This is a genomic window from Faecalibacterium sp. I2-3-92, from assembly GCF_023347315.1.
Lineage (GTDB): Bacteria > Bacillota > Clostridia > Oscillospirales > Ruminococcaceae > Faecalibacterium > Faecalibacterium duncaniae.
Genome location: NZ_CP094470.1, coordinates 2,083,396 through 2,107,082 on the forward strand (window position 1 = coordinate 2,083,396; position 23,687 = coordinate 2,107,082).

A 23,687-nucleotide genomic window follows, 5' to 3' on the forward strand; every position below is an offset into this window, starting at 1 on the left:
CTTGCGGGAAGGATGCTTTCTCAGTAGCGCTCCACGCCGTCCTTGGTGACCAGGGCGTAGACCAGCGGGGCCTCCTCGGGCTTTTCCGCACCATAGACCAGACCGCTGCGGTACTCCGCAGCAGCGGCTTCAAACTTATCTGCCGCACCGTAGAAGGTGGCCAGGCTTTCGCCCTTGTGCACATAGTCGCCGCGCTTTTTATGCAGGGTGATGCCGGCCGCAAAGTCCAGCGGGTCTCCCTTCTTCTGGCGGCCAGCGCCCAGCAGCACACTGGCAGAGCCGATCTTCTCGGCATCGTTGGCCACGATGTAGCCATCCTGCTCGGCCCGCAGCTCAAAGCTGGCTGCGGGCTGCTCAAACAGGCTGTAATCGTCCAGCACACGGGTGTCGCCGCCCTGGGCCGCAAACATCTCCTTGCACTTGGCAAAGGCAGAGCCGTCCGCGATCACAGCCTGTGCCATGGCACGGCACTCCGCCGGGGTACCCTTGCCTGCCAGCACCAGCATATTGGCGGCCAGCTGCAGGCAGACCTCGGTCAGGTCGGCAGGGCCCTTGCCCTTGAGCACGTCCATGCTCTCCATGACCTCAAGGCTGTTGCCGATGTTGCGGCCCAGCGGGGTGTCCATATCCGTGATCATGGCGGCCACCCGGCGGCCATGGTGGGTGCCGATGGCGACCATCAGCTCAGCCAGATCAATGCTCTGGTCCACGGTCTTCATAAAGGCACCGGTGCCGGTGGTCACATCCAGCAGGATGGCATCAGAGCCGGAGGCCAGCTTCTTGGACATGATGGAAGAGGCGATCAGCGGGATGCAGCTGACCGTGGCGGTCACATCCCGCAGGGCGTACATCTTCTTATCCGCCACGGCAATGCCCTCGCTCTGGCCAATGACCGACAGCCCGATTTTGTTCACCTGGGCAAAGAACTCCTCCTGCGAAAGGGCAGTTCTGGTGCCGGGCACACTCTCCATTTTATCAATGGTGCCGCCGGTATGGCCCAGGCCGCGGCCGCTCATCTTGGCGATCTTTACACCGCAGGCCGCCACCACAGGGGCAATCACAAGGGTGGTCTTATCGCCCACGCCGCCGGTGGAGTGCTTATCCACCTTGATGCCGGGGATGGGGGAAAGATCGACCATCACGCCGCTGTGGGCCATCACGTCCGTCAGCTCGGCTGTTTCTTCGTTGGTCATGCCGCGCAGGTAGACCGCCATCATCCAGGCAGCCATCTGGTAATCGGCCACTTCCCCACTGACAAAGCCGTTGACAATGGCTTCCAGCTCTTCCCGGGTGTGGGTACCGCCATCGCGCTTTTTCGCGATCAGATCATAAATACGCATCGCAATTCTCCTGTCTGACAGTATGACTTTCAATAAATTCCATTATAACAGACTTTTTGACAAAGGCAATCCACATTCCATCTCCTTTGTCGGGTTTTGAACACCAAGGGCGCAGCTGCCCGGAAAAGCAGCTGCGCCCTTGGAACAAACCTCGCTCAGCGGGAACCCTTGTCGTAAGGGATACCCTCAGCCTTGGGGGCCATGCTGTTTTTGGAGGTAAAGGCCAGAATGATCATGGATGCGATGAACGGCATCATGTTATAGATGTTGCTGGACCAGTGGAGCTGCGCCAGGAAGGTGGAGTCCGCAATGTTTGCCAGGCTCTTGAACACGGCAAAGAACATGGCGGCGGCACAGATGTTGAAAGGCTTCCACTGACCAAAGATCATAACAGCCAGTGCAAGGAAGCCTGCACCGGCCACGCCGACCTCAAAGTTCCAGGTCTGCACCGGGGGCACGATATAGGCCAGACCGCCGATAGCGCCCAGCGCACCGGAAAGCAGCACACCCGCATAGCGCATCTTGTAGACGTTGATGCCCACAGAATCGGCTGCCTGAGGATGTTCGCCGCAGGCGCGCAGGCGCAGACCGAAGCGGGTCTTGTACAGCACCACATAGCTGATGACGAGCAGCACGATGCCCAACGGCACAAAGATGCTCAGCTCCAGGCCGCCGATGCTGAACAGGAACGGCTTGTTGGAATAGTTCAGCTTGGCGCTGCCGCTGTCGCTGAAATACTTGGCAATGACCACGGCAATGGCGGTGGCCAGCAGGTTCAGGGCCGTGCCGCCGATGGTCTGGTCCGCTTTCAGGTTGATGGAAGCAAAGGCCAGAAGCAGGCTGTACACGATACCGGCCAACGCAGCCACCAGGACCGAGATCAGCACCACCAGGAACGGCGACATGTCGGCCGGAAGCATGGTCAGGGTCAGAACACCCGCCACACCGCCGATGACCATGATGCCTTCCAGCGCGATGTTGATGATGCCGGAGTGCTCACTGAACATACCGCCCAGTGCCACCAGCATCAGGACGATGCCATACAGCAGGGTATATTTGATCAAAAGCAGCATCTTACTTGCCCTCCTTCTTCGCGTTGGCCTTTTCCGCCGGGGCAGGCTCTGCGTTCACATTGGTCTTGTCCGCATTCTTGAACAGCAGCTTCTGGATCTTGCCGCGGAACAGCATGGAGAATGCACACAGGTAGATGATGATGCCGCTGATCAGGTCGGCGATCTCCGTGGGATAATACTTGGTGGAAAGGAAGGTGCCGCCCACCGAGATGTGGGAGATGAACAGGGCCGAGAAGATGGTGCCAATGGGGTTGGAGCTTGCCAGCAGGGCAACGGAGATGCCGTTGAAGCCCATGGCGGGCAGGCTGGTGGAGTTCAGGGGGTTCCACTGGCCCACGTTGGACAGATAGAACAGGCCCGCGCCAAAGCCTGCCAGCGCACCGGCAATGGCCATGGAGAGGATGATGTTCTTCTTTTCGTTGATACCGGCGTAGCGGGCAGCACTCTTATTCAGGCCGACCGCCTTCAGCTCATAGCCAAAGGTGGTCTTGTTCAGCACCACCCAAATCAGGATGGCAACCACAGCGGCCAGGAAGATGGCAATGGTGGTGCTGTTGGTCTGGAACAGCTTGTTCAGGCCGAAGTCCGGGATAACGGACTGGGCGAAATCCGCGTTCTTGCCCAGGTTCAGGGTGCGGGTGTTGCGCACATCGTACATGGGGCCGGTGCCGTTCTGGTAGACCAGCTCATTGACGAGGTACAGGCCGATCCAGTTGAACATGATGGAGGTAATGACCTCGTTGATGTTGAAGTAGGCCTTGAAGAAACCGGGGATGGCCCCCCACAGACCGCCCAGAATGGCCGCAGCCAGCAGGCAGACGAACCAGGGCAGCTTGAGCATGATGGCGCAGTAGAGGGCACCGTAAGCGCCCAGCGTGTACTGACCGGCTGCACCGATGTTGAACAGGCCGGTCTTGAAGGCGAAGCCCACGGAAAGGCCGGTCATGATCAGGGGCGCGGCGTTGGCCAGCTCCTTGCCGACACCATAGGGGGCATCATGGAAGCCGCCCTTGAGGATGCGGACAAAACCGTCTGCCCATGCGTGGGCCGGGTTGATGGCCAGCAGCACGAGGAAGCCCACAGCCAGACCGATCAGGATACACAGCAGAGCAGCCATCACGCTGGTGACAGAACCCTGCAGCCCGTTGTGGGAAAGTTTTTTGTTTTTCATTTCTGCTTACTCCTTTCCCTGCTTGCGGGCACCGGCCATGTACAGGCCCAGCTCCTGGACTGTGGTGGTCTTGGGGTCAAACTCACCCACGATCTCACCCTCGTACATCACAAGGATCCGGTCAGAGAGGTTCATCACCTCGTCCAGCTCCAGACTGACCAGCAGCACGGCCTTGCCCCTGTCGCGCTCATCCACGATCTGCTTGTGGATATACTCAATGGCACCGACATCCAGGCCGCGGGTGGGCTGCACTGCCACCAGCAGCTTGGGGTCTTTGTCGATCTCACGGGCAATGATCGCCTTCTGCTGGTTGCCGCCGGACATGCTGCGCACGATGGTGGCGCTGCCCTGGCCGCTGCGCACGTCATACTGGGCGATCAGCTTATCGGAATACTCCCGCACCTTTTCACTGCGGATAAAGCCGTTGTGCTGGAACTCGGGCTGCCAGTAGCGCTGGAGCACCATATTGTTCTCCAGACTGTAATCCAGCACCAGACCATGCTTGTGGCGGTCCTCAGGGATATGGCTCATGCCGTCCTTGGAGCGCTGGCGGATGCTCTCGTTGGTGATCTCCTTGCCGTCCAGCAGCACCTTGCCGCTGTTGAACTTTTCCAGACCAGTCAGGCCGTAGACAAACTCGGTCTGGCCGTTGCCCTCGATGCCCGCCAGACAGACGATCTCACCGCCACGCACCTGGAAGGAGACGTTCTTGACGGCATCCTTCTTGTGCTGGGCGTTGTGCATGGTAACGTTCTGCACGTCCAGCACCACCTCGCCGGGGGCGGCGGGCTTTTTGTCCACCTGCAGCTGAACATCGCGGCCGACCATCATGCGGGAAAGCTCTTCCTTGGTGGTGTCCTTGATGTCCACAGTGCCCATATACTTGCCCTTGCGCAGAACCGTGCAGCGGTCTGCCACTGCCATGATCTCGTTGAGCTTGTGGGTGATGAAGAGGATGGATTTGCCTTCCTTCTTGAACCCGCGCATGATCTCCATCAGCTCGTCGATCTCCTGCGGGGTCAGAACAGCGGTGGGCTCATCAAAGATCAGGATCTCGTTGTCGCGGTAGAGCATCTTCAGGATCTCAACACGCTGCTGCATACCAACAGAGATATCACTGATGAGTGCATCGGGGTCCACACGCAGGCCGTACTTCTCGCTCAGGGCCATGACCTTCTTGCGGGCCTCAGCCTTCTGCAAAAAGCCCAGCTTATTGGGCTCCACGCCCAGAATGATGTTATCCAGCACGCTGAAGCATTCCACCAGCTTGAAGTGCTGGTGCACCATGCCGATGCCCAGTGCGTTTGCATCGTTGGGGTTGCGGACAGCGACCTCCTTGCCGTTCTTGAGGATCTTACCGGCTTCCGGCTGGTACAAGCCGAACAGCACGCTCATCAGCGTACTTTTGCCAGCGCCGTTTTCGCCCAGCAGGGCATGTACCTCGCCCTTGCGCAGCTGCAGGGTGATATCATCGTTTGCCTTGATTCCAGGGAACTCCTTGGTAATGTGGAGCATCTCGATCACAAAATCCTCTGCCAATCTGCTCACTCTCCTTTCGTGTCAAATCGACACCTATACTATTCTGTGTACCATTATACCGTATTTTTGCGGTTTTGCACACTTCTTTTTGATTTTTTGGCGGGATGTACTCTTATAAGTATTACTTTTGTGCAAGCTGCACGATTTTTCGCGAGACAAAAACGACCCTCTCCGTCAAAGCCTGGCGGCAATGACGGAGAGGGTCGTTCCCTGCAGCCCTTGCGGACTGTTCAAATTTTACTGGATGTAGGTGACGTTGGTGAACTCGCTGACGGTGGGCTTGGTAGCGTCGTCAGAGCTGTTGTCAACAACGATCTCGCCGGAAGCGATCTTCTGCTTCAGCTCCTCGTACTCCTCAACCGTGAAGGTCTCGAAGTTCCAGCTGTCCTCAGCGGTGGGCAGGCCAATGTAATCGCCGTCCTCCAGACCAAAGTTGCCGTTGGTTGCTGCGATGGTGCTCCACTCGCCTGCCTCGATGTCGGACAGAGAAGTAGAAACAGCCTCAGACAGACCCTTCATAGCGGAGGTGATGAACGGGTTGTAAGCATAGGTGCCGTCAGCAACGCCGTTTGCGCCGATGTAGTTCTGGTCAACGTCAACGCCGATGACGTAGCCGTTGTTCTTCAGGGCAGCCTCAACAGCGGAGGTGTAGATGCCGCCGCCGCAGGCAAAGACGACCTGAGTGCCGTTGGAGTACCAGCCCTCCATACGGGAGGTGATGTTGGCATCGCCGTAGAACTGGCCGCCGTAGAAGTAGTTGATGTCGATGTTCTGGCCCAGCTCCTGAGCAGCAGCATCAGCGCCCTGCACAAAGCCGTAGCCGTAACGGATAACAGCGGGAACAGCCATGCCGCCCAGGAAGCCCAGCTTGGTCTTGCCGTCCTTGGCAATGGCGTAACCTGCCAGATAGCCTGCCTGCTCCTCCTTGAAGGTGATGCAGTAGCAGTTGGAGGGGATCTCATCGGTGCCGATATCGCCCTGGGTGACATCGATAGCGACGAACTTGACATCGGGGTACTGCTCAGCAGCCCATGCCAGAGAAGCACCATACAGGTAGCCAACGCAGACAATGACCTCAGCGCCATCGTTGACAGCCTGACGGATCATGGTCTCACGGTCCTCATCGGAAGCGTCAGCCTCGGGGATGTAGTACTGGCAGTCATCGCCCATGTAGCTGGAAACAGCGCTCCAGCAAGCCTGGTTGAAGCTCTCGTCATCGATCGTGCCGGTATCGCAGGTCAGAGCGACCTTTGTGATCTTGCTGGCAGCCTCGGAGCCAGCCTCAGAAGCTGCAGAGGAAGCAGTGGAAGAAGCGGTGCTGGTGGAAGAGGAAGAACCACCGCAGGCGGTCAGAGCAGCGGCAGCAGCTGCAGCGCCAGCCACAGCCAGGAAGTTACGACGAGAAATCATCATAAGAAAACTCTCCTTTTTATACATTAAAAATTGCGCTTTAAAAAGGGAATGCGCACACTTGCACATTTACTGACCCAAGTATAGCCGGGTCATGTGAGGAAAGCAAGGCATTTCCGATTACAAAATCTTTACAGATTTTTTGTAAAATTCGCGTAAAAGTCGTACTATTTCGCCAATTTTGGCAAAATATCCGCTTCCCGCCTCACTCTTCCACGGCTTTGTTGCCCGCCACGTTGGAGGGGCCAAAACCGAAGGGCAGCAGCTCGTCCATGCTGCGCTCGATGAAATCATCGGGGGTCTTTGCCATGATAACGTTCAGCTCCGGCCCGCCGAACTCAAACAGCGCCTGACGGCAGACCCCGCAGGGTGAGGTGATCTGCTTGTTCACCTCACCGCGGCGGGAGCCCACCACGGCAATATCGGTGAAGCGGGTCACGCCCTCACTCACCGCCTTGAACAGGGCCGTGCGCTCGGCACAGCTGGTGGGGGTGAAAGCAGCGTTTTCCACATTGCAGCCGGTGAAGATGCGGCCATCTTCGGCCCGCAGGGCAGCGCCCACCATAAAGTCGGAGTAAGGCACATAGGCCTGCTCCCGGGCTTCCAGTGCCATCCGGATCAGGGCTTTCTTTTCGTCTAAAGTCAGATTGGTCATAGGGGCCTCCTTTTCATTCTAAAGTATAAACAAACGTTTCTGCGTCTTTCTGAACAAATCCTATACTTTCAAACATTTTGCGGGACTGCTTGTTGAAGGAATAAATTTCTGCATAGCATTGCGGATATTTCTTCTCTTTTGCCAGTGCAAGAATCTTCCCAATCACTGTTCTCCCAATGTGCCGATTCTGATACTCTTTGCAGACCACAATCGAAATTTCTCCGCTTGTCTGCAAGCATACATCTCCGCACAGAATGCCCTTATATCCAATGTAGAACAAATCACCATGACTATCCAGATACTGGTACATATTTTTCAGGATAGGCAGGTCATAAATGCGATTCTGATTATCTACATGATGGCACAGTTCTGCGTCCTGATACCACGGAAGGGCAATTTCATAGGCTGGGTAATAAGGTACAAGGCAGATATCCTGATTTGATTGAAAGTCGTTCATCTTTCATCCCCTCTTTTGCACTTCAATTATACGGCGTGTTCTCAAATTCTTCAAGAGATTTCTCGTTGTTCATTTATTATGTAACGAAAGTTCTTGCATTTTTCATTACAGACGCATATAATAGAATCAAGAAGGAGGTGTATTAGAATGGCAAATGCAGTCAATGTGAACTTCCGGATGGACCCAGACCTGAAACGCAACATGGAAGAGGTTTGCGCCGAGATGGGACTTTCTATGACAACGGCATTCACGATTTTCGCCAAAAAAGTTTCCCGGGAGCACCGCATTCCCTTTGAGGTTTCCGCCGACCCGTTCTACTCGGAAAGCAACATCAATCATCTCCGCCAGATCGTCCACGACATCGATACCGGAAAAGCCAAGCTCACCGAGCACGATTTGATCGAGGTAGATTAAATGAGATTGCTTCGGGCACTATACTGACACCTAAAAAGAGGGCCGTTGCTTTTTGGCAACAGCCCTCTTTCGCTCTCAAAAATAAACTTAGTACTCCGCGCCCAGTGCGACCTTCATCATGTTGGTGAAGCTGGTCTGACGCTGCTCGGCGGTGGTGATCTCCGGAGAGACGAAGCTGTCGGAGATGGTCAGCAGGCAGGCGGCGTTCTTGCCCAGAACCTGAGCGTTGGCGAAGAGGGCAAAGCTCTCCATCTCCACACACAGGCAGCCGCGCTCATCCCGCAGCTTTTCCCAGTAGGTGGGCTTTTCATCGGAGGGCTGGCGATAGAACACATCGGAGGAATGGATGTTGCCCTCGATCAGGGGGATGCCCTGCTTTGCGGCAGAAGCACGCAGCTTGTCGTTCAGGGTCTGGCTGGGCAGGGTGAGATCCCCCTCAAAGCCGCTCTGGACCCGGGCATAATTGCTCTCGCTCACGGCACCGGCAGCCAGCACCACATCAAACAGCTTGGCCTTGTCGGTGTAGCTGCCGGCAGAGCCGATGCGGATGATGTTGTCCACATCGTAGAACTTGTACAGCTCGTAGGAGTAGATGCCGATGGAGGGCATTCCCATGCCGCTGCCCATCACACTGATGGGGCGGCCCTCATAGGTGCCGGTAAAGCCCAGCATTCCACGGACACCGGTGACCTGGCGGACATCCTTGAGGAAGGTATCCGCGATGAACTTTGCCCGCAGCGGATCGCCGGGCATCAGGACGGTCTTTGCGAAATCGCCTTTTTCAGCGCTGATGTGGGGTGTTGCCATAATCATTCTCCTTTTTTGTTTGTAAAATAAACCTCTCAGGCGCTTCACGCCAGCATACGAGTTGCGGCTCCCAGCGTCCACTTCGTGCAAAGTATTGCACTCGTGTCCTGCTGGCCGCTGCCCCAACAACGCCTCCCTTCATCCGCCACTGGCGGCGGTCGTCGTTGTTGCCTGATAGGGGAGCCAAGTTTATGCTTCCGCTCCCTTGCCTCTCCTATTAGGAAAGGTGGCAATGCGAAGCATTGACGGAGAGGTCCTGTTCTGATTTATCGCTTTCCGGGGAACACGCTCTGCGGTGCGATGTACGAGCCATTGCGGCGGATCTCGAAGTGGCAGTGGTTGCCGGAAGAGCGGCCCGTGCTGCCCACATAGCCGATGAGCTGGCCCTGCCGCACGGTCTGGCCCGCACTGACCGCCAGAGACAGGCAGTGGGCATAGACCGTGGTATAGCCGCCGGAGTGGCTGATGATCACAGAATAACCATAGCCCGTACCGGCACCGGCCTTGTTATAACCCGCCTTGGTCACGGTGCCGCCCGCCGATGCATAGATGGGCGTACCGGCAGAGGCACAGATATCCACGCCCTTATGGCCGCTGCCATACCAGCGCGAGCAGTTGCGGTAGCCCGGCACAGGCCAGATGAACTGACCGCTGCCGCCGATGTATGCCGCCGCACCGTTCTTCGTGACCTTTTTGGTGCCAACGACCACCTTTTTGTTCACCGGCTCCCGGATGGTCTCGGTGGAAAGGATGGTCTGCTCCAGCAGCGCGCCATTGGTATCGTAGACGTTCTGCATGGTGACGCGGCGCAGGCCGTTCTGGCCCTCCTGCAGGGTCTTGGTGGTACCCTTGGTGTACTCGTTGGACTGGGTGGTCTCGGTGCCGAAGGGGATCTCCTCCTCCCGCGTCTCCACCTTGGTGATGCGGACTTCCAGCAGAGCCTCCTGCTTGGTCACGATCAGCTGGTCGCCCTCCTGGATATTGGAGTTCTCGGTCAGGGGAGCCCCCTTGAAATTCGGATTCAGGGCACACAGCTCCCGGAAGGTCAGGTCGTTCTTCTGGGCAATATCCCACAGGGTATCGCCCGCCCTGACCGTGTAGATCTTCTCCTGCTGCTGCACGCCGGTCAGCATATTCTCGATGGAATTGTCATCCTCAAAGCTGTCGTTGAAGTAGACTCCATCTTCCAGCGTCACATTTTTATTAAAGCCCACGCTGATGTTCTCGTCTGCCTGATCCTCGTAGGGGGCCAGCAGGCTCTCCAGATAGCTGCGCAGGGTGTCACCATCGGAGCAGACTGCCGTCAGTTCCCCGTCCAGATACAGGGCGGTGCCCTCACTGATCTGGTCACTGGCGCTCTGCAGAATGGCGTTTGCCGTCTCGCTCTCGTCCATGGTCTTGTGGGTCACAGAGATGGTATAGGTCGGCTCGATGGTCAGCTCGGTCTTGTCCGAACCGGCGTAGTTGATGCGCTGCATCACATCCTCTTTTGCGAGGTTGAACACTTCCTCATTGGCCACATAGCCAACGGTCTGGCCGTTCACCTGCACAGCCAGCGCATAGGGCTGGGCCATCGTCCTGTTCCAGACCGTGACGAACACAGCCAGCATACACAGGGGCAGGATGTACATTGCTGTCCGGGGCAGCAAGCTCAGGTTGCGCTTGAGCCCGCCCACAAAATAGCGCCCGGCCGCTTTTACGGAAGCACCAAAGCCCCGCTCCCGGCGCACGTCGTTGGCGTGGGCCGCCACAGCGCCGAGGCCCTTGAAGAACAGGTAAAGCGGTGCCAGCAGATCCTTGAAAATCTGCGCCGCACCGGGAAAGGCTGTTGCAATGATGGTATGCAGGGCATTCCTGCACCAGCGGGCCAGTTTGCGCGCCACGGCAGCAATGCCGCGCCCTGTGCGCACCACCATGTACTCTGCCGCAAAGCCCAGTACATAAAGTGCCTCGCCAACTGCCAGCACCACGGCACTGGCCCGCAGCTTTTTGGCCACATCATTCATGTGCCGCTGCGTTTTGCGGCGGAAACGGTGCCGCCGCAGCAGGCCGGAGATCTGGACCTTTGCCCAGAAGCTTCGCAGTTTTTCTCTGCCCTTCACCGGCGCTGCAGGAGCCTGGCTCTGCGGCTCCTTTGTTTTTTCTTCGATCAAAAGGGGTTGCTCCTTCCTGACGTTTTGGGTCGAAAGTTACAAATTCATATCAATTATACACTCTGCCCGGGCCGATACAAGGCTTGTCACAAAATTTGGGCAGAGCTTTCACAGAGGTTTCACCATATTTTCATATTTCAGCATCCAGCAATGCCCGCATATCCTCGGGCAGGGGGCTCTCCACTGCAACGGTGCGGGCGTGTTCCTCCACCGGCGTTTCCAGCCGGATGCCGCCGGGCACCTCGGTGTAAGCCGGCACCCGGAAACTCTGCCGGGCGCAATGGAGCGCCTGCCGGGCAATGCGGTCACGGTGCCCGCCGTAAAGGTCGTCCCCGGCCAGCGGGTGGCCGATGGATGCAAAGTGCACCCGGATCTGATGGGTGCGGCCCGTCACGGGAACACAGGCGGCATGGCTCAGGCCCTGCTCTGCCTTTAATATGGTATACTCGGTGCGGCTGGGCTTCCCCTCGGGGGTCACGCACCGCCCGATGATGCTGTCCCCTCTCCGGCCAATGGGGGCATCGATGACTCCGGGGCCAAGGGGCAGTTCGCCCTCCACGATGGCGTAATAGAGTTTCTCTACGCCCTCGGCCAACAGGGGCGCGGCATAGCCGTTCTTTGCGGCCAGCACCAGCCCGCTGGTGTCTTTATCGATCCGGTTCACCGGGCGGAACACCGGGCTTTCGCCGTGGGCAGCCGCCCAGGCGGCATAGCCGTTGGCCAGGGTATTCCGGGGGTAGTTCAGGGTGGGGTGGACCGCCAGATGGGGCGGTTTTTCCAGCACCACGGCAAAAGCATCCTCGTAAACGACCCTGACCGGGATCTCAGGCTGGGGCTCCACGCCGGGGCCGTCGGCGGGCAGCGCAAAGCGGATCACCTGCCCTGCCTGCACACGGCGGTTGGCCAGAATGGGAACATCGTCCGCAAAAAAGCCGCTGCCATGGAATTTGACCGCCCGGGCCAGCTCCGTGGAGACGGCACACCGGCGCAGAAAGCCGCGCAGCAGCACGCCATCGGCTTCGGGCGGGACATTGAAAAGCAGCTGCATCCTTTGTTCCTCCCAAAAATTTCACGCCATATTTAGATTTATTATACCAAATTTCATCGTCACTTGCAAATCTTGTTTTTTTATGGTATCATGGGGAACGGAAAACGAGTGGAACATACGGCGGCGGGGCGGCTTTGACCGCTCTGAGGAAAGTCCGGGCCTCACAGAGCACGGTAACTGCTAACGGCAGCCGAGGGTGACCTCAGGGAAAGTGCAACAGAAAGGAAACCGCCGCAGCAATGCGGTAAGGATGAAAGGGCGAGGTAAGAGCTCACCAGCGCATGGGTGACTATGCGGCTTTGTAAACCCTACCGGAAGCAACGCCTATATGGGACGTACAGCGCTGCTCGCGTGTCCCGAAGGCGGCATGAGCCTGTCAGCAATGGCAGGCCTAGACAGATCGTCGTTTAATACAGAACCCGGCTTACGGTCCATCTCGTTTTCCATTTGGTGTATCTGCAGGGGGTTGTTAGAACCCTTCTTTGCCCCGCCGTCAGGCGCAGGGGCAGAGAAGGTTGATAACAGCCCTCTTTTCGTTTTGGCCAGAGTGTGGTATACTATCCTCACCACGGGAGCACAGTTGTTCTCCGTGGGCAAACAAGAGAGACAGGATGTGAAATCCTCCGATGAAAGATGGTTTTTTGAAAGCAGCAGCCCTCTCGCCCGCGCTTCGGGTGGCGGACTGCGCCTACAACACCCGGCAGATCCTCACGGAGCTGCGTGCCGCCGCCGCCCGCGGCGTAAAGCTGGCCGTGTTCCCTGAGTTCTGCCTGACCGGCTATACCTGCGGCGACCTGTTTTTGCAGCGCACCCTGCAGCAGGGAGCCCTGACCGGCCTGCAGGAGCTGCTGGATGCCAGCCGGGAGCTGGACACCGTGGCCCTTGTGGGCCTGCCCCTGATGGTGCGGGGCAAGCTGTACAACTGCGCTGCCGTGCTCTGCCGCGGGCAGCTGCTGGGTCTGGTTCCCAAAACGTACCTGCCCAACTACGGCGAGTTCTATGAAAAGCGGCAGTTCACCCCCGGTTCCACCGAGGTGGAGTGGGTGAATGTCTGCGGGCAGGATGTCCCCTTTGGCACCTCCCTGCTCTTCCGCTGCCGTCAGATGCCCAGCTTTGTGCTGGGCGTGGAGCTCTGCGAGGATCTGTGGAGCGCGCTGCCGCCCTCCACCTTCCACGCACTGGCAGGCGCTACCGTCATCGCCAACCTTTCGGCCAGCGATGAAACGGTGGGCAAGGCCGAGTACCGCCGGGCACTGGTGGAGAACCAGTCTGCCCGCCTGCTCTGCGGCTACCTGTACGCCTCGGCAGGCCACGGCGAGAGCACCCAGGACATGGTGTTCGCAGGCCACGACCTGATCGCCGAGAACGGCACCCTGCTGGCCGAGGTGAAGCCCTTTGCGGGCGGCCTTGCCGAGACAGAGCTGGACTGCCAGCGGATGGAATCGGAGCGGGCGCGCAACACCAGCTTTGAGCCCAGCACCGAGGGCTACCAGACCGTGGAGTTCGACCTGGCCCTGACCGACACCGTGCTGACCCGTTGGGTAGACCCCACCCCCTTTATCCCCCACAACGAGCAGCTGCGCGCCGAACGCTGTGAGCTGATTTTGAAGATGCAGGCCGATGGCCTGGCCAAGCGTCTTGAGCACGCCCGCGCCAAAACAGCCGTCATCGGCATTTCGGGCGGTCTGGACAGCTGCCTTGCCCTGCTGGTGGCTGTCCGCGCCATGAAGCAGCTGGGCCGCCCCACCACCGATGTGCTGGCCGTGACCATGCCCTGCTTTGGCACCACCAAGCGCACCCGCAGCAATGCAGAGATCCTTTGTGACGAGCTGCACGTCAGCTTTACCGAGATCGACATTGCCGCCACGGTGCACAGCCACTTCCGGGATATCGGCCAGGACGAGAGCGTGCTGGACGTGACCTACGAGAACGGCCAGGCCCGCGTGCGCACCCTGGAACTGATGGACACTGCCAACCGCACCGGCGGCCTGGTGGTGGGCACCGGCGACCTTTCCGAGCTGGCCCTGGGCTGGGCCACCTACAACGGCGACCACATGAGCATGTACGGCGTGAACGCAGGCGTGCCTAAAACGCTGGTGCGCCACCTTGTCCGGTACGAAGCCGACATTGCCGCCACCCCGGCCCTGAAAGAGGTGCTGCTGGACATCCTTGACACCCCTGTGTCCCCCGAGCTACTGCCCGCCAAGGACAACGGCGAGATCGCACAGCGCACCGAGGATCTGGTGGGCCCCTATGAACTGCACGACTTCTACCTTTATTATGTGCTCCGCTTCGGCTTTGGCCCGGCAAAGATTTTCCGGCTGGCCAGGGTGGCCTTTGCGGGCCGGGAGGAATACCCGGACGCGGTACTGTACAAGTGGCTGCGCAACTTCTACTGGCGGTTCTTTGCCCAACAGTTCAAGCGCAGCTGCCTGCCCGACGGCCCCAAGATCGGCAGCGTGACCCTCTCGCCGCGCGGGGACTGGCGGATGCCCAGCGATGCCTGCGCCGCCCTGTGGCTGGCCGAGCTGGAACAGCTGTTCCCCCAGAAGGATGCCTGAGCCATGAAGCAGAAAAAAAATCTCTGGGTCAATTTACTGTTCGCCGCTGTTGTTCTGGTGATCGCGGGGGTGCTTTTTTACCTCCGCAGTGCCGGGCAGAGCGGCAGCACCCTGGGCGCGGAGCTGATCTACGGCGATGCGAACACGGTGCAGAAGATCTCTCTGGACAAGGATGCCGTCTATGACATCGACACCGGCTATCTGACGGTGCACATCGAGGTCAAGGACGGCGCGGCACGGTTCATTGATTCCCCCTGCCCTGACCACATCTGCGAAAGCTTTGGCTGGATCTCGCAGGAGGATCAGACGGCCACCTGTCTGCCGGCACGGGCTGTTCTGACCATCGTGCCCCTTGCCTGAGGACATGTCAAAAAGGAGAATTCCTATGTTTGATGAAACTTCCCGTTCCCACACGGACGATGACAGCACCCGGCACATCCACCGGGGCCACCGCCCACCGGAAGAAAAGACTGTGGAGGTGGACAGCGCGGCCTTTTTTGCGCCGGAAACTGCCGCTCCCACCCCGCCGCCTGCACCGCCCAAGCCGCCGAAGCATACCGGCGGGTCTGCCCCGGAGTCAAAGCCCCCCCGCCGCAGGCCGGATGCAGATACCGGCGCGGCCAACCCGAAACGAGGTACTGTTTTGCTGATCGTACAAGCCATTCTGAGCATTGCGGCCTTCTTCCAGCTCTGTCGCACCCAGATGCTGCCCGCGCTGTATCTGGTCATCATTGCGGCGCTGCTGGTGCTGTTCTGGCTGCTGGTCAAGCGCTGCCAGGAGTACAGCGCCCCCCGCAAGGTATCCCGGGTGTTCTCGGTGTTCCTGTGTGCCTTTCTGGCGCTGGGCTGTGTCTGGGCGCAGCAGGGCCTGAGTGCACTGGATAACGTGACCTCCGGCCTTGTCACCGGCACCGAGGCCAACAAGATCACCAAGGAGCCCTTTGTGGTCTACCTGAGCGGCGTGGACAACCGCGGCGAACTGACCGAAAAAGCCCGCAGCGATGTGAACATCCTTGCCGTGGTCAATCCCTCCACCAAACGGGTGGCGCTCATCAACACTCCCCGCGATTACTACGTTGATCTGGCGGGTACCAACAGCAAGGACAAGCTGACCCATGCCGGTCTGTACGGCGTGGAGACCAGCATGGCAACCCTGGGCAACCTGTACGGGGTCAATGTGGACCAATACCTCCGCATCAACTTTGCGGGCTTCATCAGCATCATCGATGCCGTGGGCGGCGTGGATGTCTACTCCGATCAGGCGTTCACCTCGGTGGGCAGCCCCGGCTATTATGATCCCACCACCTTTGCCGAGGGCTGGAACCATCTGGACGGCAAGAGCGCTCTGGCCTTTGCCCGTGAGCGTCACGCCTTTGCCTCCGGCGATATCCAGCGCGGCATCAACCAGATGAAAGTCATCGATGCCATGATGAACAAGATCAAATCCCCCACTGTGCTGATGAGTTTTTCCAAGCTGATGGATGCTGTGTCCGACTGCTTTGTGACCAGCCTTTCTCAGGAGCAGATCTCCGCACTGGTGCGGATGCAGCTGGCAAGCCTGTCTGACTGGGACATCCAGAGCTATGCCGTGACCGGCACCAGCGGCAAGAGCTCCCAGTGCTACTCCGCAAAGGGTCAGAGCCTCTATGTGATGAAGCCGGATGAGAACTCGGTCAACCAGGCCAAGGAGCTGATTGCATCCGTTCTGGGCGGCGAGGGCACCGTGAGCGATACCCAGCAGACCCCCGAAAAGACCGAGGTGTTCACCCCCACAGCTGACCCCAACGCGGGCACCTCTGTGGAGGAATCGCCCGACAGTGTCATTGTGGAGGAACCTGCCGAGAGCGTGCCTGCGGAACAGCCCGCCGATGAGCAGCCCGCAGAACCCACCCCCGAAGCGCCTGCCGAAAGCGAGGCTTCCACCGAAGCACCTGCCGAGAGTGAAGCCAGCAGTGAATCCACCGGCGGAGCAGAAACACCTTCTATCTCCTTGCCCACACAGGAGCAGGTGGAATCTGCTGCCAACTCCCTGCATCAGGCCGCTTCCACCGTGCTGGATGCCCTGTTCGGCTCCAGCAGCAGCGGAGAATAAAACAGGATAAAACAGCACAAGCCCCGGGCCTTGCAAAAGGTCCGGGGCTTGTTGTCTTCTGATCTTACAGGGAAGCGCGATTACTCAGCGTCGCCCAGCTCAAAGGTCTTGACAGAGACAGTGCCGTTGCGGCCAGCCTTGTCGGTGCGCAGATACTGGCGGGTGGTCTCGCCGTTGCTGGTCACGTCAGCAACATAGATCTGCTCGGCCTCGGCCTCGATGGGGAACTCCTCGGCCATGCCCTTCATGGGCAGAGCGCTCAGATCTGCGTAAGCGTCCTTCACCTTCCACAGCTTCATGGTGTCGCCGTTGGACAGGGTGAACTCGCCGTAGCAGTCAGCGGAGTAGGTGGTACCGTTCACATCCAGATCCTCGGTGCTGACAACGCTGGCGGCAGCGGCCTCGCTCTCGGCAGCTTCGCTGGAAGCGGCCACAGAGGAAGCAGCCTCGCTGGAAGCAGCGGAGGATGCGGTGGAGGATGCGGTGGAAGATGCACTATTGGAGCAGCCAGTCATGGCAACAGCCAGCACAGCAGCGGTCAGTGCCAGACCCAGAGTACGATTGATTCTCATGTGATAGTCTCCTTCTATTCTGAAACCATATCAATTCCTGCGCCCAGCGTAAACCTTGTAAGCACCGGGCGTGCATGTGCTAGTCTACCACAACTGACTATATTGTTCAAGACTTTGCACAAAAAATAGCCCTCTCGGTCACGCTGTCGCATGACTGAGAGGGCTCATATTACTTCAGGATCTCCTGCAGCACGCTGTGGCCGTCCAGGCTGGAAGCATCCACGCCCAGATATTCACACACGGTCTGTGCAATGGTGCCAAAGCAGAGCCGGGTGCCCAAATCCACACCGGGCTTCACGCCCTTGCCGCAGACCAGATACGGCACATACTCGCGGGTATGGTCGGTGGTCTTGGTGTAGGAGGGGTCGCAGCCGTGGTCGGCGGTGATCATCAGCAGGTCACCCTCCCGCATCCCGGGGATGAAGTCGGCCAGGAAGCGGTCAAATTCGGTGGCGGCGGCGGCATAGCCGGGCACGTCGCGGCGGTGGCCGTAGAGCATATCAAAATCCACCAGATTCACAAAGGCCAGGCCCTCGAAATCCCGGGTCTGCAATGCCTTGGTGAAGGCGATGCCATTGGTGTTGCCGGTGGTCTTGATCTTTTCGGTCACGCCCTGTCCGTCAAAGATATCAAAGATCTTGCCCACGGCGATGACATCCCTGCCGGCCTCCTTCAGCAGGTCGAGCATGGTGGCACGGGGCGGCTTCAGGCTCAGGTCGTGGCGGTTGGTGGTGCGGTAGAAGGTCTCGGCGCTGCTGCCCAGGAAGGGCCGGGCGATGACACGGCCCACGCCGTACGCGCCCTTCAGCATCTCACGGGCGATCTCGCAGTAGCGGTAAAGCTCGTGCACGGGCACCAGCTCCTCGTGGGCGGCCACCTGGAACACGCTGTCGGCGCTGGTGTAGACGATGAGGGCATTTTCCTTCATGGCCTGCTCGCCGTAGTCCTTCAGCACCTCGGTGCCGGAATAGGGCAGATTGCAGAGGACTTTGTGGCCGGTTTTTGCCTCAAACTCCTGAATGAGTTCCTCCGGGAAGCCGTTGGGGAAGGTGGGCAGCGGGTTCGGGCTGACCACACCGGCGATCTCCCAGTGGCCGATGGTGGTATCCTTGCCCATGCTCTGCTCCTGCAGGCGGGCAAAGGCACCGGCGGGCGCGTCGGTCTTTTCGCCCGCGGTCACACCGTCAATGTTGAACAGGCCCAGCTTTTTCAGGTTGGGGCAGTTGAAATTGGGATGCCCTGCAATGGCCCCCAGCGTGTTGGTGCCCTCGTCGCCAAAGGCGGCTGCATCCGGCTCCGCGCCGATGCCAAAGCTGTCCAGTACGATCAAAAATACACGCTTTTCCATATGTTTTCACTCCATTTTCCTCCGGGGCTGCCCCGGAACAGTCGCACTTTTGCTTACCTTCATTATAAGCAAATCCCGCCGGTTATGCAAGCGCTTTGTGGTGGAAAGTTTTTTGTTCAAACCTGATGAAATCTTAGCAGTTTCTTTGCAAAGATTTTTCTTGCGCTATTGTATCCAAGAGCTTATAATGTATAGTGGTATGGTTTGTTGAAACAGCCATATTGGCGTATACTGCCGCCGCGGGCGCAAAGCAATCACTGCCCGCCAGAGAGCAGCCAGCTTGGGCTGCTGCGTCAAGATAGAGAGCATTATAGCGTAAACGTTGGAGGTATTTTATGAGAAAAACGAAGATCATCTGCACCCTGGGCCCTTCTACCGATAAGGGCGATGTCCTGCGCGACCTGATCGCAAACGGCATGAACGTGGCCCGTTTCAACTTCTCCCACGGTTCCTACGAGGAGCACGGCGGCCGTCTGGCAAAGCTGAAGGCTCTGCGTGAGGAGCTGGGCAAGCCCGTTGCCGCCCTGCTGGACACCAAGGGCCCCGAGATCCGCCTGAAGGAGTTCAAGAACGGTGTGGAGATGCTGGAAGCCGGCCAGACCTTTACCCTGACCACCCGCGAGGTGGAGGGCACCAAGGAGATCTGCTCCGTCACTTACAAGGATCTGCCCCAGGACGTGCAGCCCGGCGGCACCATCATGCTGGACGACGGCCTGATCATGCTGCACATTGAGCAGGTCACCGACACCGACATCATCTGCACCGTGCTGAACAGCGGCAAGATCAAGACCAAAAAGGGTGTCAATGTGCCCGGCGTGCATCTGTCCATGCCCTACCTGAGCCAGAAGGACCGCGAGGACATCATCTTTGGCGTGCAGAACGGCTTTGACTTCATCGCTGCTTCCTTTGTGCGCACCGCACAGGATGTGTACGACATCCGCAACCTGCTGAATGAGTACGATTCCAACATCCGTATCATTGCCAAAATCGAGAACCGTGAGGGCGTGAACAACATCGACAGCATCCTCTCCGCAGCCGATGCCGTCATGGTGGCCCGTGGTGACCTGGGTGTTGAGATCGACTTCACCGAGCTGCCCGGCATCCAGAAGGACATCATCGACCGCTCCTTCTCCTTCGGCAAGCCCATCGTCACTGCCACCCAGATGCTGGACAGCATGATGGTCAACCCCCGCCCCACCCGTGCCGAGATCTCCGACGTGGCAAATGCCATCTACGATGGCACCTCCGCCATCATGCTGTCTGGTGAGACCGCTGCCGGTGACTACCCCGTGGAGGCCCTCAAGACCATGTCCGCCATTGCAGAGCGCACCGAGAACGAGGAGCACTACCGCGCCCAGCGCCACGCCGAGATCCAGATCAGCGTCAGTGATGCAACCGCTCATGCTGCCTGCCTGACCGCCAAGGACGTGAACGCTGCCGCCATCGTCACCGTGTCCGAATCCGGCAACACTGCCCGCCTGCTGAGCAAGTACCGCCCCAAGCAGCCCATCATTGCCTGCGTTATGGACGAGCAGGTGCAGCGTCAGCTCTCCCTGAGCTGGGGCATCACTTCCCTGCTGATGGGCCCCGCCCACAGCACCGATGAGCTGATCGAGATGTCCACCGCTCTGGCCGAGAAGAACGGCTACCTGCACAACGGCGAGCTGGCCGTTGTGACCGCAGGCGTGCCCGTGGGCGTTTCCGGCACCACCAACATGATCAAGATCCACATGGTGGGCAACTGCCTGGCCACCGGTGTGGGCGTGGGCCGCGGCAAGACCGATCTGGTCTCCGCCAGCGGCAAGGCCTGCGTCTGCCGCACTCTGGAGGAGGTCAAGGCAAAGTTCCGCCCCGGCATGGTGCTGGTCGTTCCCTCCACCACCAACGAGATGCTGGGCTATGTCCGCGATGCCGCCGCTCTGGTGGTCGAGGAGCCCGGCCTGAACAGCCACGCTGCCATCGTGGGCAACTCCCTGCTCAAACCCACCATCGTGGGTGCTGCAGGTGCCTGCAGCCACATCCGCGACGGCCTGGATATCGCTGTGGATTGTGCCCACGGCAGCGTCCAGCGCCTGCAGGCCTGATCCTGAAGGAGAACATCATGGAACGCATTGCAAGCTTCTGTGTCGATCACACCAAACTGGACCGGGGCATGTACCTGAGCCGCCAGGATGGTGATGTGCTGACCTGGGACATCCGGATGAAGAAGCCCAATCAGGGCGATTACCTGACCACCGGTGCCGCCCACACGCTGGAGCACCTGTTTGCCACCTACGCCCGCAACAGCGCGGTGAAGGACGGCGTGATCTACGTTGGCCCCATGGGCTGCCGCACCGGCTTCTACCTGCTCACCCGCGGGCTGACCCCGGCGCAGGCACTGGAGTTGACCGTGGATTCCTTCCGCTTCATGGCCGCCTTTGAGGGGGATATCCCCGGTGCCAGCGAGGTGGAATGCGGCAACTACCGCGATATGGATCTGCTCGCCGCCAAGGCCGAGGCAGCCGCCATGCTGCCGGTGCTGGAAGCACTGACCGCTGACCAGCTGCACTACTAAGCGATACAGCAAAAGACCTCCCCATGCAGGCAGCACCTGCACGGGGAGGTCTTTTTGCGTTTCAGGAAAACTCTTTTGCGGAGTGCTTACTCCACGATGATGCTCTTGCCGGTCATCTCAGCGGGGACAGGCAGGCCGATATAGGGCAGCATGGTGGGGGCGATATCTGCCAGGCAGCCACCCTTGCGCAGCTTCACATCGCCGCAGCCAACGGCCACAAAGGGCACCACATTGGTGGTGTGGGCGGTAAAGGGAGTGCCGTCCGGGTTCATCATCTTCTCGGCGTTGCCGTGGTCAGCCGTGATAAAGGCACAGCCGCCTGCGTTCAGCACAGCGGTGACCACCTGATCCACAGCGGTATCCACAGCCTCAACGGCCTTGACAGCGGCATCGAACACGCCGGTGTGGCCGACCATGTCGCAGTTGGCAAAGTTCAGGATGACCACGTCATACTTGCCGCTCTCGATGCGCTTGACGCACTCAGCAGCCACCTCAGGGGCACTCATCTGGGGCTGCAGGTCGTAGGTGGCAACCTTCGGGCTGGGGATGACGCAGCGGTCCTCACCCTCGTAGGGAGCCTCCACACCGCCGTTGAAGAAGAAGGTGACGTGTGCATACTTCTCGGTCTCGGCAATGCGCAGCTGGGTCTTGCCGTTCTCGGACAGGTACTGGCCCAGAACATTCTTCAGCTCCACGGGAGGATAGGCGACCTCGCAGTTGGGCATGGTGGCATCGTACTCGGCCATGCAGACATAGTTGACCTGCTTGCGGCCGCCGCGGCGCTCAAAGCCCTTGAAGTCGTCATCGCAGAAGATGCGGGTCATCTGGCGGGCACGGTCGGGACGGAAGTTCATAAAGATGACAGTATCGCCATCCTGCACGCGGCCACCCTCACAGGTGACGCAGGGCAGAACGAACTCGTCTGTCTTATCGGCAGCATAGGATGCCTCAATGGCCTCGGCAGCGTTGGCAGCGTGGTTGCCCTCACCGTAGACGAATGCGGCGTAAGCCTTCTCCTCGCGGTCCCAGTTGTTGTCGCGGTCCATGGCGTAGTAACGGCCGGAAACGCTGGCGATCTTGCCAACGCCCAGCTCATCCAGCTTGGCCTGCAGGTCAGCCAGGAAGCCCTTGCCGGCGTGGGGGTCGGTATCACGGCCATCGGTGATGCAGTGCAGGTAGACTTCCTTTGCGCCCATGTGCTTTGCCATTTCCAGCACGCCGAACCAGTGGTCAGCGTGGCTGTGGACACCGCCAGTGCCCACCAGGCCCATCAGGTGGATGGCCTTGCCTGCCTCAATGGCAGCCTTCATGTTCTTGACCAGCACGGGGTTCTTGAACATCTCACCGTCCCGGATGGATTTGGTGATGAGGGTCAGCTGCTGGTAAACGATGCGGCCAGCGCCCATGTTGGTGTGGCCCACCTCAGAGTTGCCCATCTGGCCATCGGGCAGGCCGACAGCCATGCCGGAGGCCTCGATGGTGGTCATGGGATATTTTGCCATCAGGGCATCCAGATGGGGGGTCTTTGCGGCGACCACGGCATTGCCGTAGGTCTCGTTGGGCACCCAGCCAAAGCCATCCATGATGCACAGAAGTACAGGTTTCTTGGACATAACGTTGAATCTCCTTTGATTTAGAACAAATAGCGCCCGGCACAGCGCTGGAAAAACGGCGCAGCCGGGCGCTGGGAAAACAGGTCAGAGGGCCTTCTCAGCCGTTGGAAGCGGCATTGACGATAACAGCAAAATCAGGAGCCTTCAGAGATGCGCCGCCGATCAGGCCGCCGTCCACATCCTTCTTGCTCAGCAGCTCCTCGCAGTTCTTGGCGTTCATGCTGCCGCCGTACTGGACCGTGACAGCCTCGGCCACAGCCTCGCCGTACACTTCGCCGATGACCTTGCGGATCTGAGCGCAGACCTCCTCGGCCTGGTCAGCGGTCGCGGTCTTGCCGGTGCCGATGGCCCAGATGGGCTCGTAGGCAATGACCACGTTTGCCATCTGCTCGGCGGTCACGTCGCGCAGGGCGATCTTGGTCTGCATCCGCACCAGCTCCTCGGTCACGCCCTCCTCGCGCTGCTGCAGGCTCTCGCCCACGCAGATGATGACCTTCAGGCCTGCATTCAGGGCAGCCAGAGCGCGCTTGTTCACGGTCTGGTCGGTCTCTGCAAAGTACTGGCGGCGCTCGGAGTGGCCGACGATGACGTACTCCACGCCCAGATCCACCAGCATATCGGCGCTGATCTCGCCGGTGAACGCACCGGACTTCTCAAAGTGGACATTCTCAGCACCCACATGGATGTTGGTGCCCTTGGTCTTTTCCACAGCGGTGACCAGATCGGTGTAGGGGGTGCAGATAACGACCTCACAGGAAGCATCCTTGACGGCGGGGATCAGCTCATCCACCAGCTTGGCCGCCTCAGTGGCGGTCTTGTTCATCTTCCAGTTGCCTGCAATGATTGCCTTACGCTTTGCCTTATCCATTCTAACGATCTC

The 23,687-nt window shown here is 59.2% G+C and carries 20 protein-coding genes and 1 other RNA gene; 7 read left to right on the plus strand and 14 right to left on the minus strand.

The features are described 5' to 3' along the window. Positions 1-20 precede the first annotated feature (20 nt). The 7 genes from MTP42_RS10250 to MTP42_RS10280 form a co-directional block, all read right to left on the minus strand. A complete protein-coding gene (locus tag MTP42_RS10250; RefSeq protein WP_249257249.1) occupies positions 21-1,340 on the minus strand; it encodes a thymidine phosphorylase in 1,320 nt (439 codons plus the stop codon). Between the two features lie 155 nt (positions 1,341-1,495). After that, entirely contained in the window at positions 1,496-2,413 is a 918-nt protein-coding gene (locus tag MTP42_RS10255) for an ABC transporter permease (protein ID WP_097770339.1), read from the minus strand. 1 nt (position 2,414) lies between these two features. Further along, a complete protein-coding gene (locus MTP42_RS10260) occupies positions 2,415-3,584 on the minus strand; it encodes an ABC transporter permease (RefSeq protein ID WP_097773602.1) in 1,170 nt (389 codons plus the stop codon). Positions 3,585-3,590: 6 nt separating this feature from the next. Further along, positions 3,591-5,099, minus strand: coding sequence for an ABC transporter ATP-binding protein (locus MTP42_RS10265; RefSeq protein ID WP_035393842.1), 1,509 nt, complete (start codon positions 5,097-5,099; stop codon positions 3,591-3,593). 261 nt (positions 5,100-5,360) lie between these two features. Then, positions 5,361-6,536 carry a BMP family lipoprotein gene (locus tag MTP42_RS10270; protein ID WP_156060709.1) on the minus strand — a complete coding sequence of 392 codons (1,176 nt, stop codon included), beginning with the start codon at positions 6,534-6,536 and terminating at the stop codon, positions 5,361-5,363. Positions 6,537-6,738: 202 nt separating this feature from the next. Further along, a complete protein-coding gene (locus tag MTP42_RS10275; protein ID WP_005931014.1) occupies positions 6,739-7,188 on the minus strand; it encodes a cytidine deaminase in 450 nt (149 codons plus the stop codon). Positions 7,189-7,201: 13 nt separating this feature from the next. Continuing rightward, positions 7,202-7,645 carry a GNAT family N-acetyltransferase gene (locus MTP42_RS10280; RefSeq protein WP_249257250.1) on the minus strand — a complete coding sequence of 148 codons (444 nt, stop codon included), beginning with the start codon at positions 7,643-7,645 and terminating at the stop codon, positions 7,202-7,204. 147 nt (positions 7,646-7,792) lie between these two features. Between MTP42_RS10280 and MTP42_RS10285 the strand changes: the two genes are divergently transcribed. Beyond that, entirely contained in the window at positions 7,793-8,059 is a 267-nt protein-coding gene (locus MTP42_RS10285) for a type II toxin-antitoxin system RelB/DinJ family antitoxin (RefSeq protein ID WP_098924751.1), read from the plus strand. Positions 8,060-8,146: 87 nt separating this feature from the next. Here the strand turns inward: MTP42_RS10285 and deoD are convergent, their stop codons facing one another. From deoD to MTP42_RS10300, 3 genes are all read right to left on the minus strand, one after another. Continuing rightward, positions 8,147-8,866: a purine-nucleoside phosphorylase gene (deoD, locus tag MTP42_RS10290; protein ID WP_035393670.1), complete on the minus strand. Its 720-nt coding sequence runs from the start codon at positions 8,864-8,866 to the stop codon at positions 8,147-8,149. Between the two features lie 266 nt (positions 8,867-9,132). After that, on the minus strand, positions 9,133-11,019 hold the full coding sequence (locus MTP42_RS10295) for a M23 family metallopeptidase (RefSeq protein ID WP_249257251.1): 1,887 nt from the start codon (positions 11,017-11,019) through the stop codon (positions 9,133-9,135). Between the two features lie 130 nt (positions 11,020-11,149). After that, the gene (locus MTP42_RS10300; RefSeq protein WP_249257252.1) at positions 11,150-12,067 is read right to left on the minus strand and encodes an RluA family pseudouridine synthase; all 918 of its coding nucleotides are present in this window, start codon (positions 12,065-12,067) and stop codon (positions 11,150-11,152) included. A gap of 105 nt (positions 12,068-12,172) precedes the next feature. Here MTP42_RS10300 and rnpB point away from each other — a divergent pair. From rnpB to MTP42_RS10320, 4 genes are all read left to right on the plus strand, one after another. Further along, positions 12,173-12,510, plus strand: an RNA gene (rnpB, locus tag MTP42_RS10305) — RNase P RNA component class A. Positions 12,511-12,693: 183 nt separating this feature from the next. Continuing rightward, a complete protein-coding gene (locus MTP42_RS10310) occupies positions 12,694-14,628 on the plus strand; it encodes an NAD(+) synthase (RefSeq protein ID WP_249257253.1) in 1,935 nt (644 codons plus the stop codon). Positions 14,629-14,631: 3 nt separating this feature from the next. Beyond that, positions 14,632-14,988 (plus strand): NusG domain II-containing protein, encoded by a 357-nt coding sequence (locus MTP42_RS10315; protein WP_117504707.1) that lies wholly within the window; start codon positions 14,632-14,634, stop codon positions 14,986-14,988. 25 nt (positions 14,989-15,013) lie between these two features. Continuing rightward, on the plus strand, positions 15,014-16,720 hold the full coding sequence (locus tag MTP42_RS10320; RefSeq protein WP_249257254.1) for an LCP family protein: 1,707 nt from the start codon (positions 15,014-15,016) through the stop codon (positions 16,718-16,720). Between the two features lie 80 nt (positions 16,721-16,800). Here the strand turns inward: MTP42_RS10320 and MTP42_RS10325 are convergent, their stop codons facing one another. Together MTP42_RS10325 and MTP42_RS10330 are read right to left on the minus strand one after the other, a co-directional pair. Further along, on the minus strand, positions 16,801-17,292 hold the full coding sequence (locus tag MTP42_RS10325) for a hypothetical protein (protein ID WP_227611894.1): 492 nt from the start codon (positions 17,290-17,292) through the stop codon (positions 16,801-16,803). Positions 17,293-17,461: 169 nt separating this feature from the next. Next, positions 17,462-18,640 (minus strand): phosphopentomutase, encoded by a 1,179-nt coding sequence (locus MTP42_RS10330; RefSeq protein ID WP_005931044.1) that lies wholly within the window; start codon positions 18,638-18,640, stop codon positions 17,462-17,464. A 335-nt stretch (positions 18,641-18,975) separates the two neighbouring features. Here MTP42_RS10330 and pyk point away from each other — a divergent pair, with 335 nt between their 5' ends. After that, positions 18,976-20,724, plus strand: a complete 1,749-nt coding sequence (gene pyk / locus MTP42_RS10335) for a pyruvate kinase (protein ID WP_097773593.1) — start codon at positions 18,976-18,978, stop codon at positions 20,722-20,724. A 17-nt stretch (positions 20,725-20,741) separates the two neighbouring features. Continuing rightward, the gene (locus tag MTP42_RS10340) at positions 20,742-21,194 is read left to right on the plus strand and encodes an S-ribosylhomocysteine lyase (protein WP_249257255.1); all 453 of its coding nucleotides are present in this window, start codon (positions 20,742-20,744) and stop codon (positions 21,192-21,194) included. Between the two features lie 86 nt (positions 21,195-21,280). Here the strand turns inward: MTP42_RS10340 and gpmI are convergent, their stop codons facing one another. Next, on the minus strand, positions 21,281-22,807 hold the full coding sequence (gene gpmI, locus MTP42_RS10345; protein ID WP_249257256.1) for a 2,3-bisphosphoglycerate-independent phosphoglycerate mutase: 1,527 nt from the start codon (positions 22,805-22,807) through the stop codon (positions 21,281-21,283). 97 nt (positions 22,808-22,904) lie between these two features. Further along, positions 22,905-23,675, minus strand: a complete 771-nt coding sequence (tpiA, locus tag MTP42_RS10350) for a triose-phosphate isomerase (RefSeq protein WP_005931061.1) — start codon at positions 23,673-23,675, stop codon at positions 22,905-22,907. Positions 23,676-23,687 lie beyond the last annotated feature (12 nt).

What these genes read in the sequence shown, in the direction of transcription:
- gpmI (WP_249257256.1), bottom strand. Translation starts at nt 22,807, where the DNA reads ATGTCCAAGAAACCTGTACTTCTGTGCATCATGGATGGCTTTGGCTGG.
- MTP42_RS10320 (WP_249257254.1), top strand. Translation starts at nt 15,014, where the DNA reads ATGTTTGATGAAACTTCCCGTTCCCACACGGACGATGACAGCACCCGG.
- MTP42_RS10265 (WP_035393842.1), bottom strand. Translation starts at nt 5,099, where the DNA reads ATGCTCCACATTACCAAGGAGTTCCCTGGAATCAAGGCAAACGATGAT.
- MTP42_RS10340 (WP_249257255.1), top strand. Translation starts at nt 20,742, where the DNA reads ATGGAACGCATTGCAAGCTTCTGTGTCGATCACACCAAACTGGACCGG.
- MTP42_RS10280 (WP_249257250.1), bottom strand. Translation starts at nt 7,645, where the DNA reads ATGAACGACTTTCAATCAAATCAGGATATCTGCCTTGTACCTTATTAC.
- MTP42_RS10315 (WP_117504707.1), top strand. Translation starts at nt 14,632, where the DNA reads ATGAAGCAGAAAAAAAATCTCTGGGTCAATTTACTGTTCGCCGCTGTT.
- MTP42_RS10325 (WP_227611894.1), bottom strand. Translation starts at nt 17,292, where the DNA reads ATGAGAATCAATCGTACTCTGGGTCTGGCACTGACCGCTGCTGTGCTG.
- MTP42_RS10300 (WP_249257252.1), bottom strand. Translation starts at nt 12,067, where the DNA reads ATGCAGCTGCTTTTCAATGTCCCGCCCGAAGCCGATGGCGTGCTGCTG.
- tpiA (WP_005931061.1), bottom strand. Translation starts at nt 23,675, where the DNA reads ATGGATAAGGCAAAGCGTAAGGCAATCATTGCAGGCAACTGGAAGATG.
- pyk (WP_097773593.1), top strand. Translation starts at nt 18,976, where the DNA reads ATGAGAAAAACGAAGATCATCTGCACCCTGGGCCCTTCTACCGATAAG.
- MTP42_RS10270 (WP_156060709.1), bottom strand. Translation starts at nt 6,536, where the DNA reads ATGATGATTTCTCGTCGTAACTTCCTGGCTGTGGCTGGCGCTGCAGCT.
- MTP42_RS10250 (WP_249257249.1), bottom strand. Translation starts at nt 1,340, where the DNA reads ATGCGTATTTATGATCTGATCGCGAAAAAGCGCGATGGCGGTACCCAC.
- MTP42_RS10310 (WP_249257253.1), top strand. Translation starts at nt 12,694, where the DNA reads ATGAAAGATGGTTTTTTGAAAGCAGCAGCCCTCTCGCCCGCGCTTCGG.
- MTP42_RS10255 (WP_097770339.1), bottom strand. Translation starts at nt 2,413, where the DNA reads ATGCTGCTTTTGATCAAATATACCCTGCTGTATGGCATCGTCCTGATG.
- MTP42_RS10285 (WP_098924751.1), top strand. Translation starts at nt 7,793, where the DNA reads ATGGCAAATGCAGTCAATGTGAACTTCCGGATGGACCCAGACCTGAAA.
- deoD (WP_035393670.1), bottom strand. Translation starts at nt 8,866, where the DNA reads ATGGCAACACCCCACATCAGCGCTGAAAAAGGCGATTTCGCAAAGACC.
- MTP42_RS10275 (WP_005931014.1), bottom strand. Translation starts at nt 7,188, where the DNA reads ATGACCAATCTGACTTTAGACGAAAAGAAAGCCCTGATCCGGATGGCA.
- MTP42_RS10330 (WP_005931044.1), bottom strand. Translation starts at nt 18,640, where the DNA reads ATGGAAAAGCGTGTATTTTTGATCGTACTGGACAGCTTTGGCATCGGC.
- MTP42_RS10260 (WP_097773602.1), bottom strand. Translation starts at nt 3,584, where the DNA reads ATGAAAAACAAAAAACTTTCCCACAACGGGCTGCAGGGTTCTGTCACC.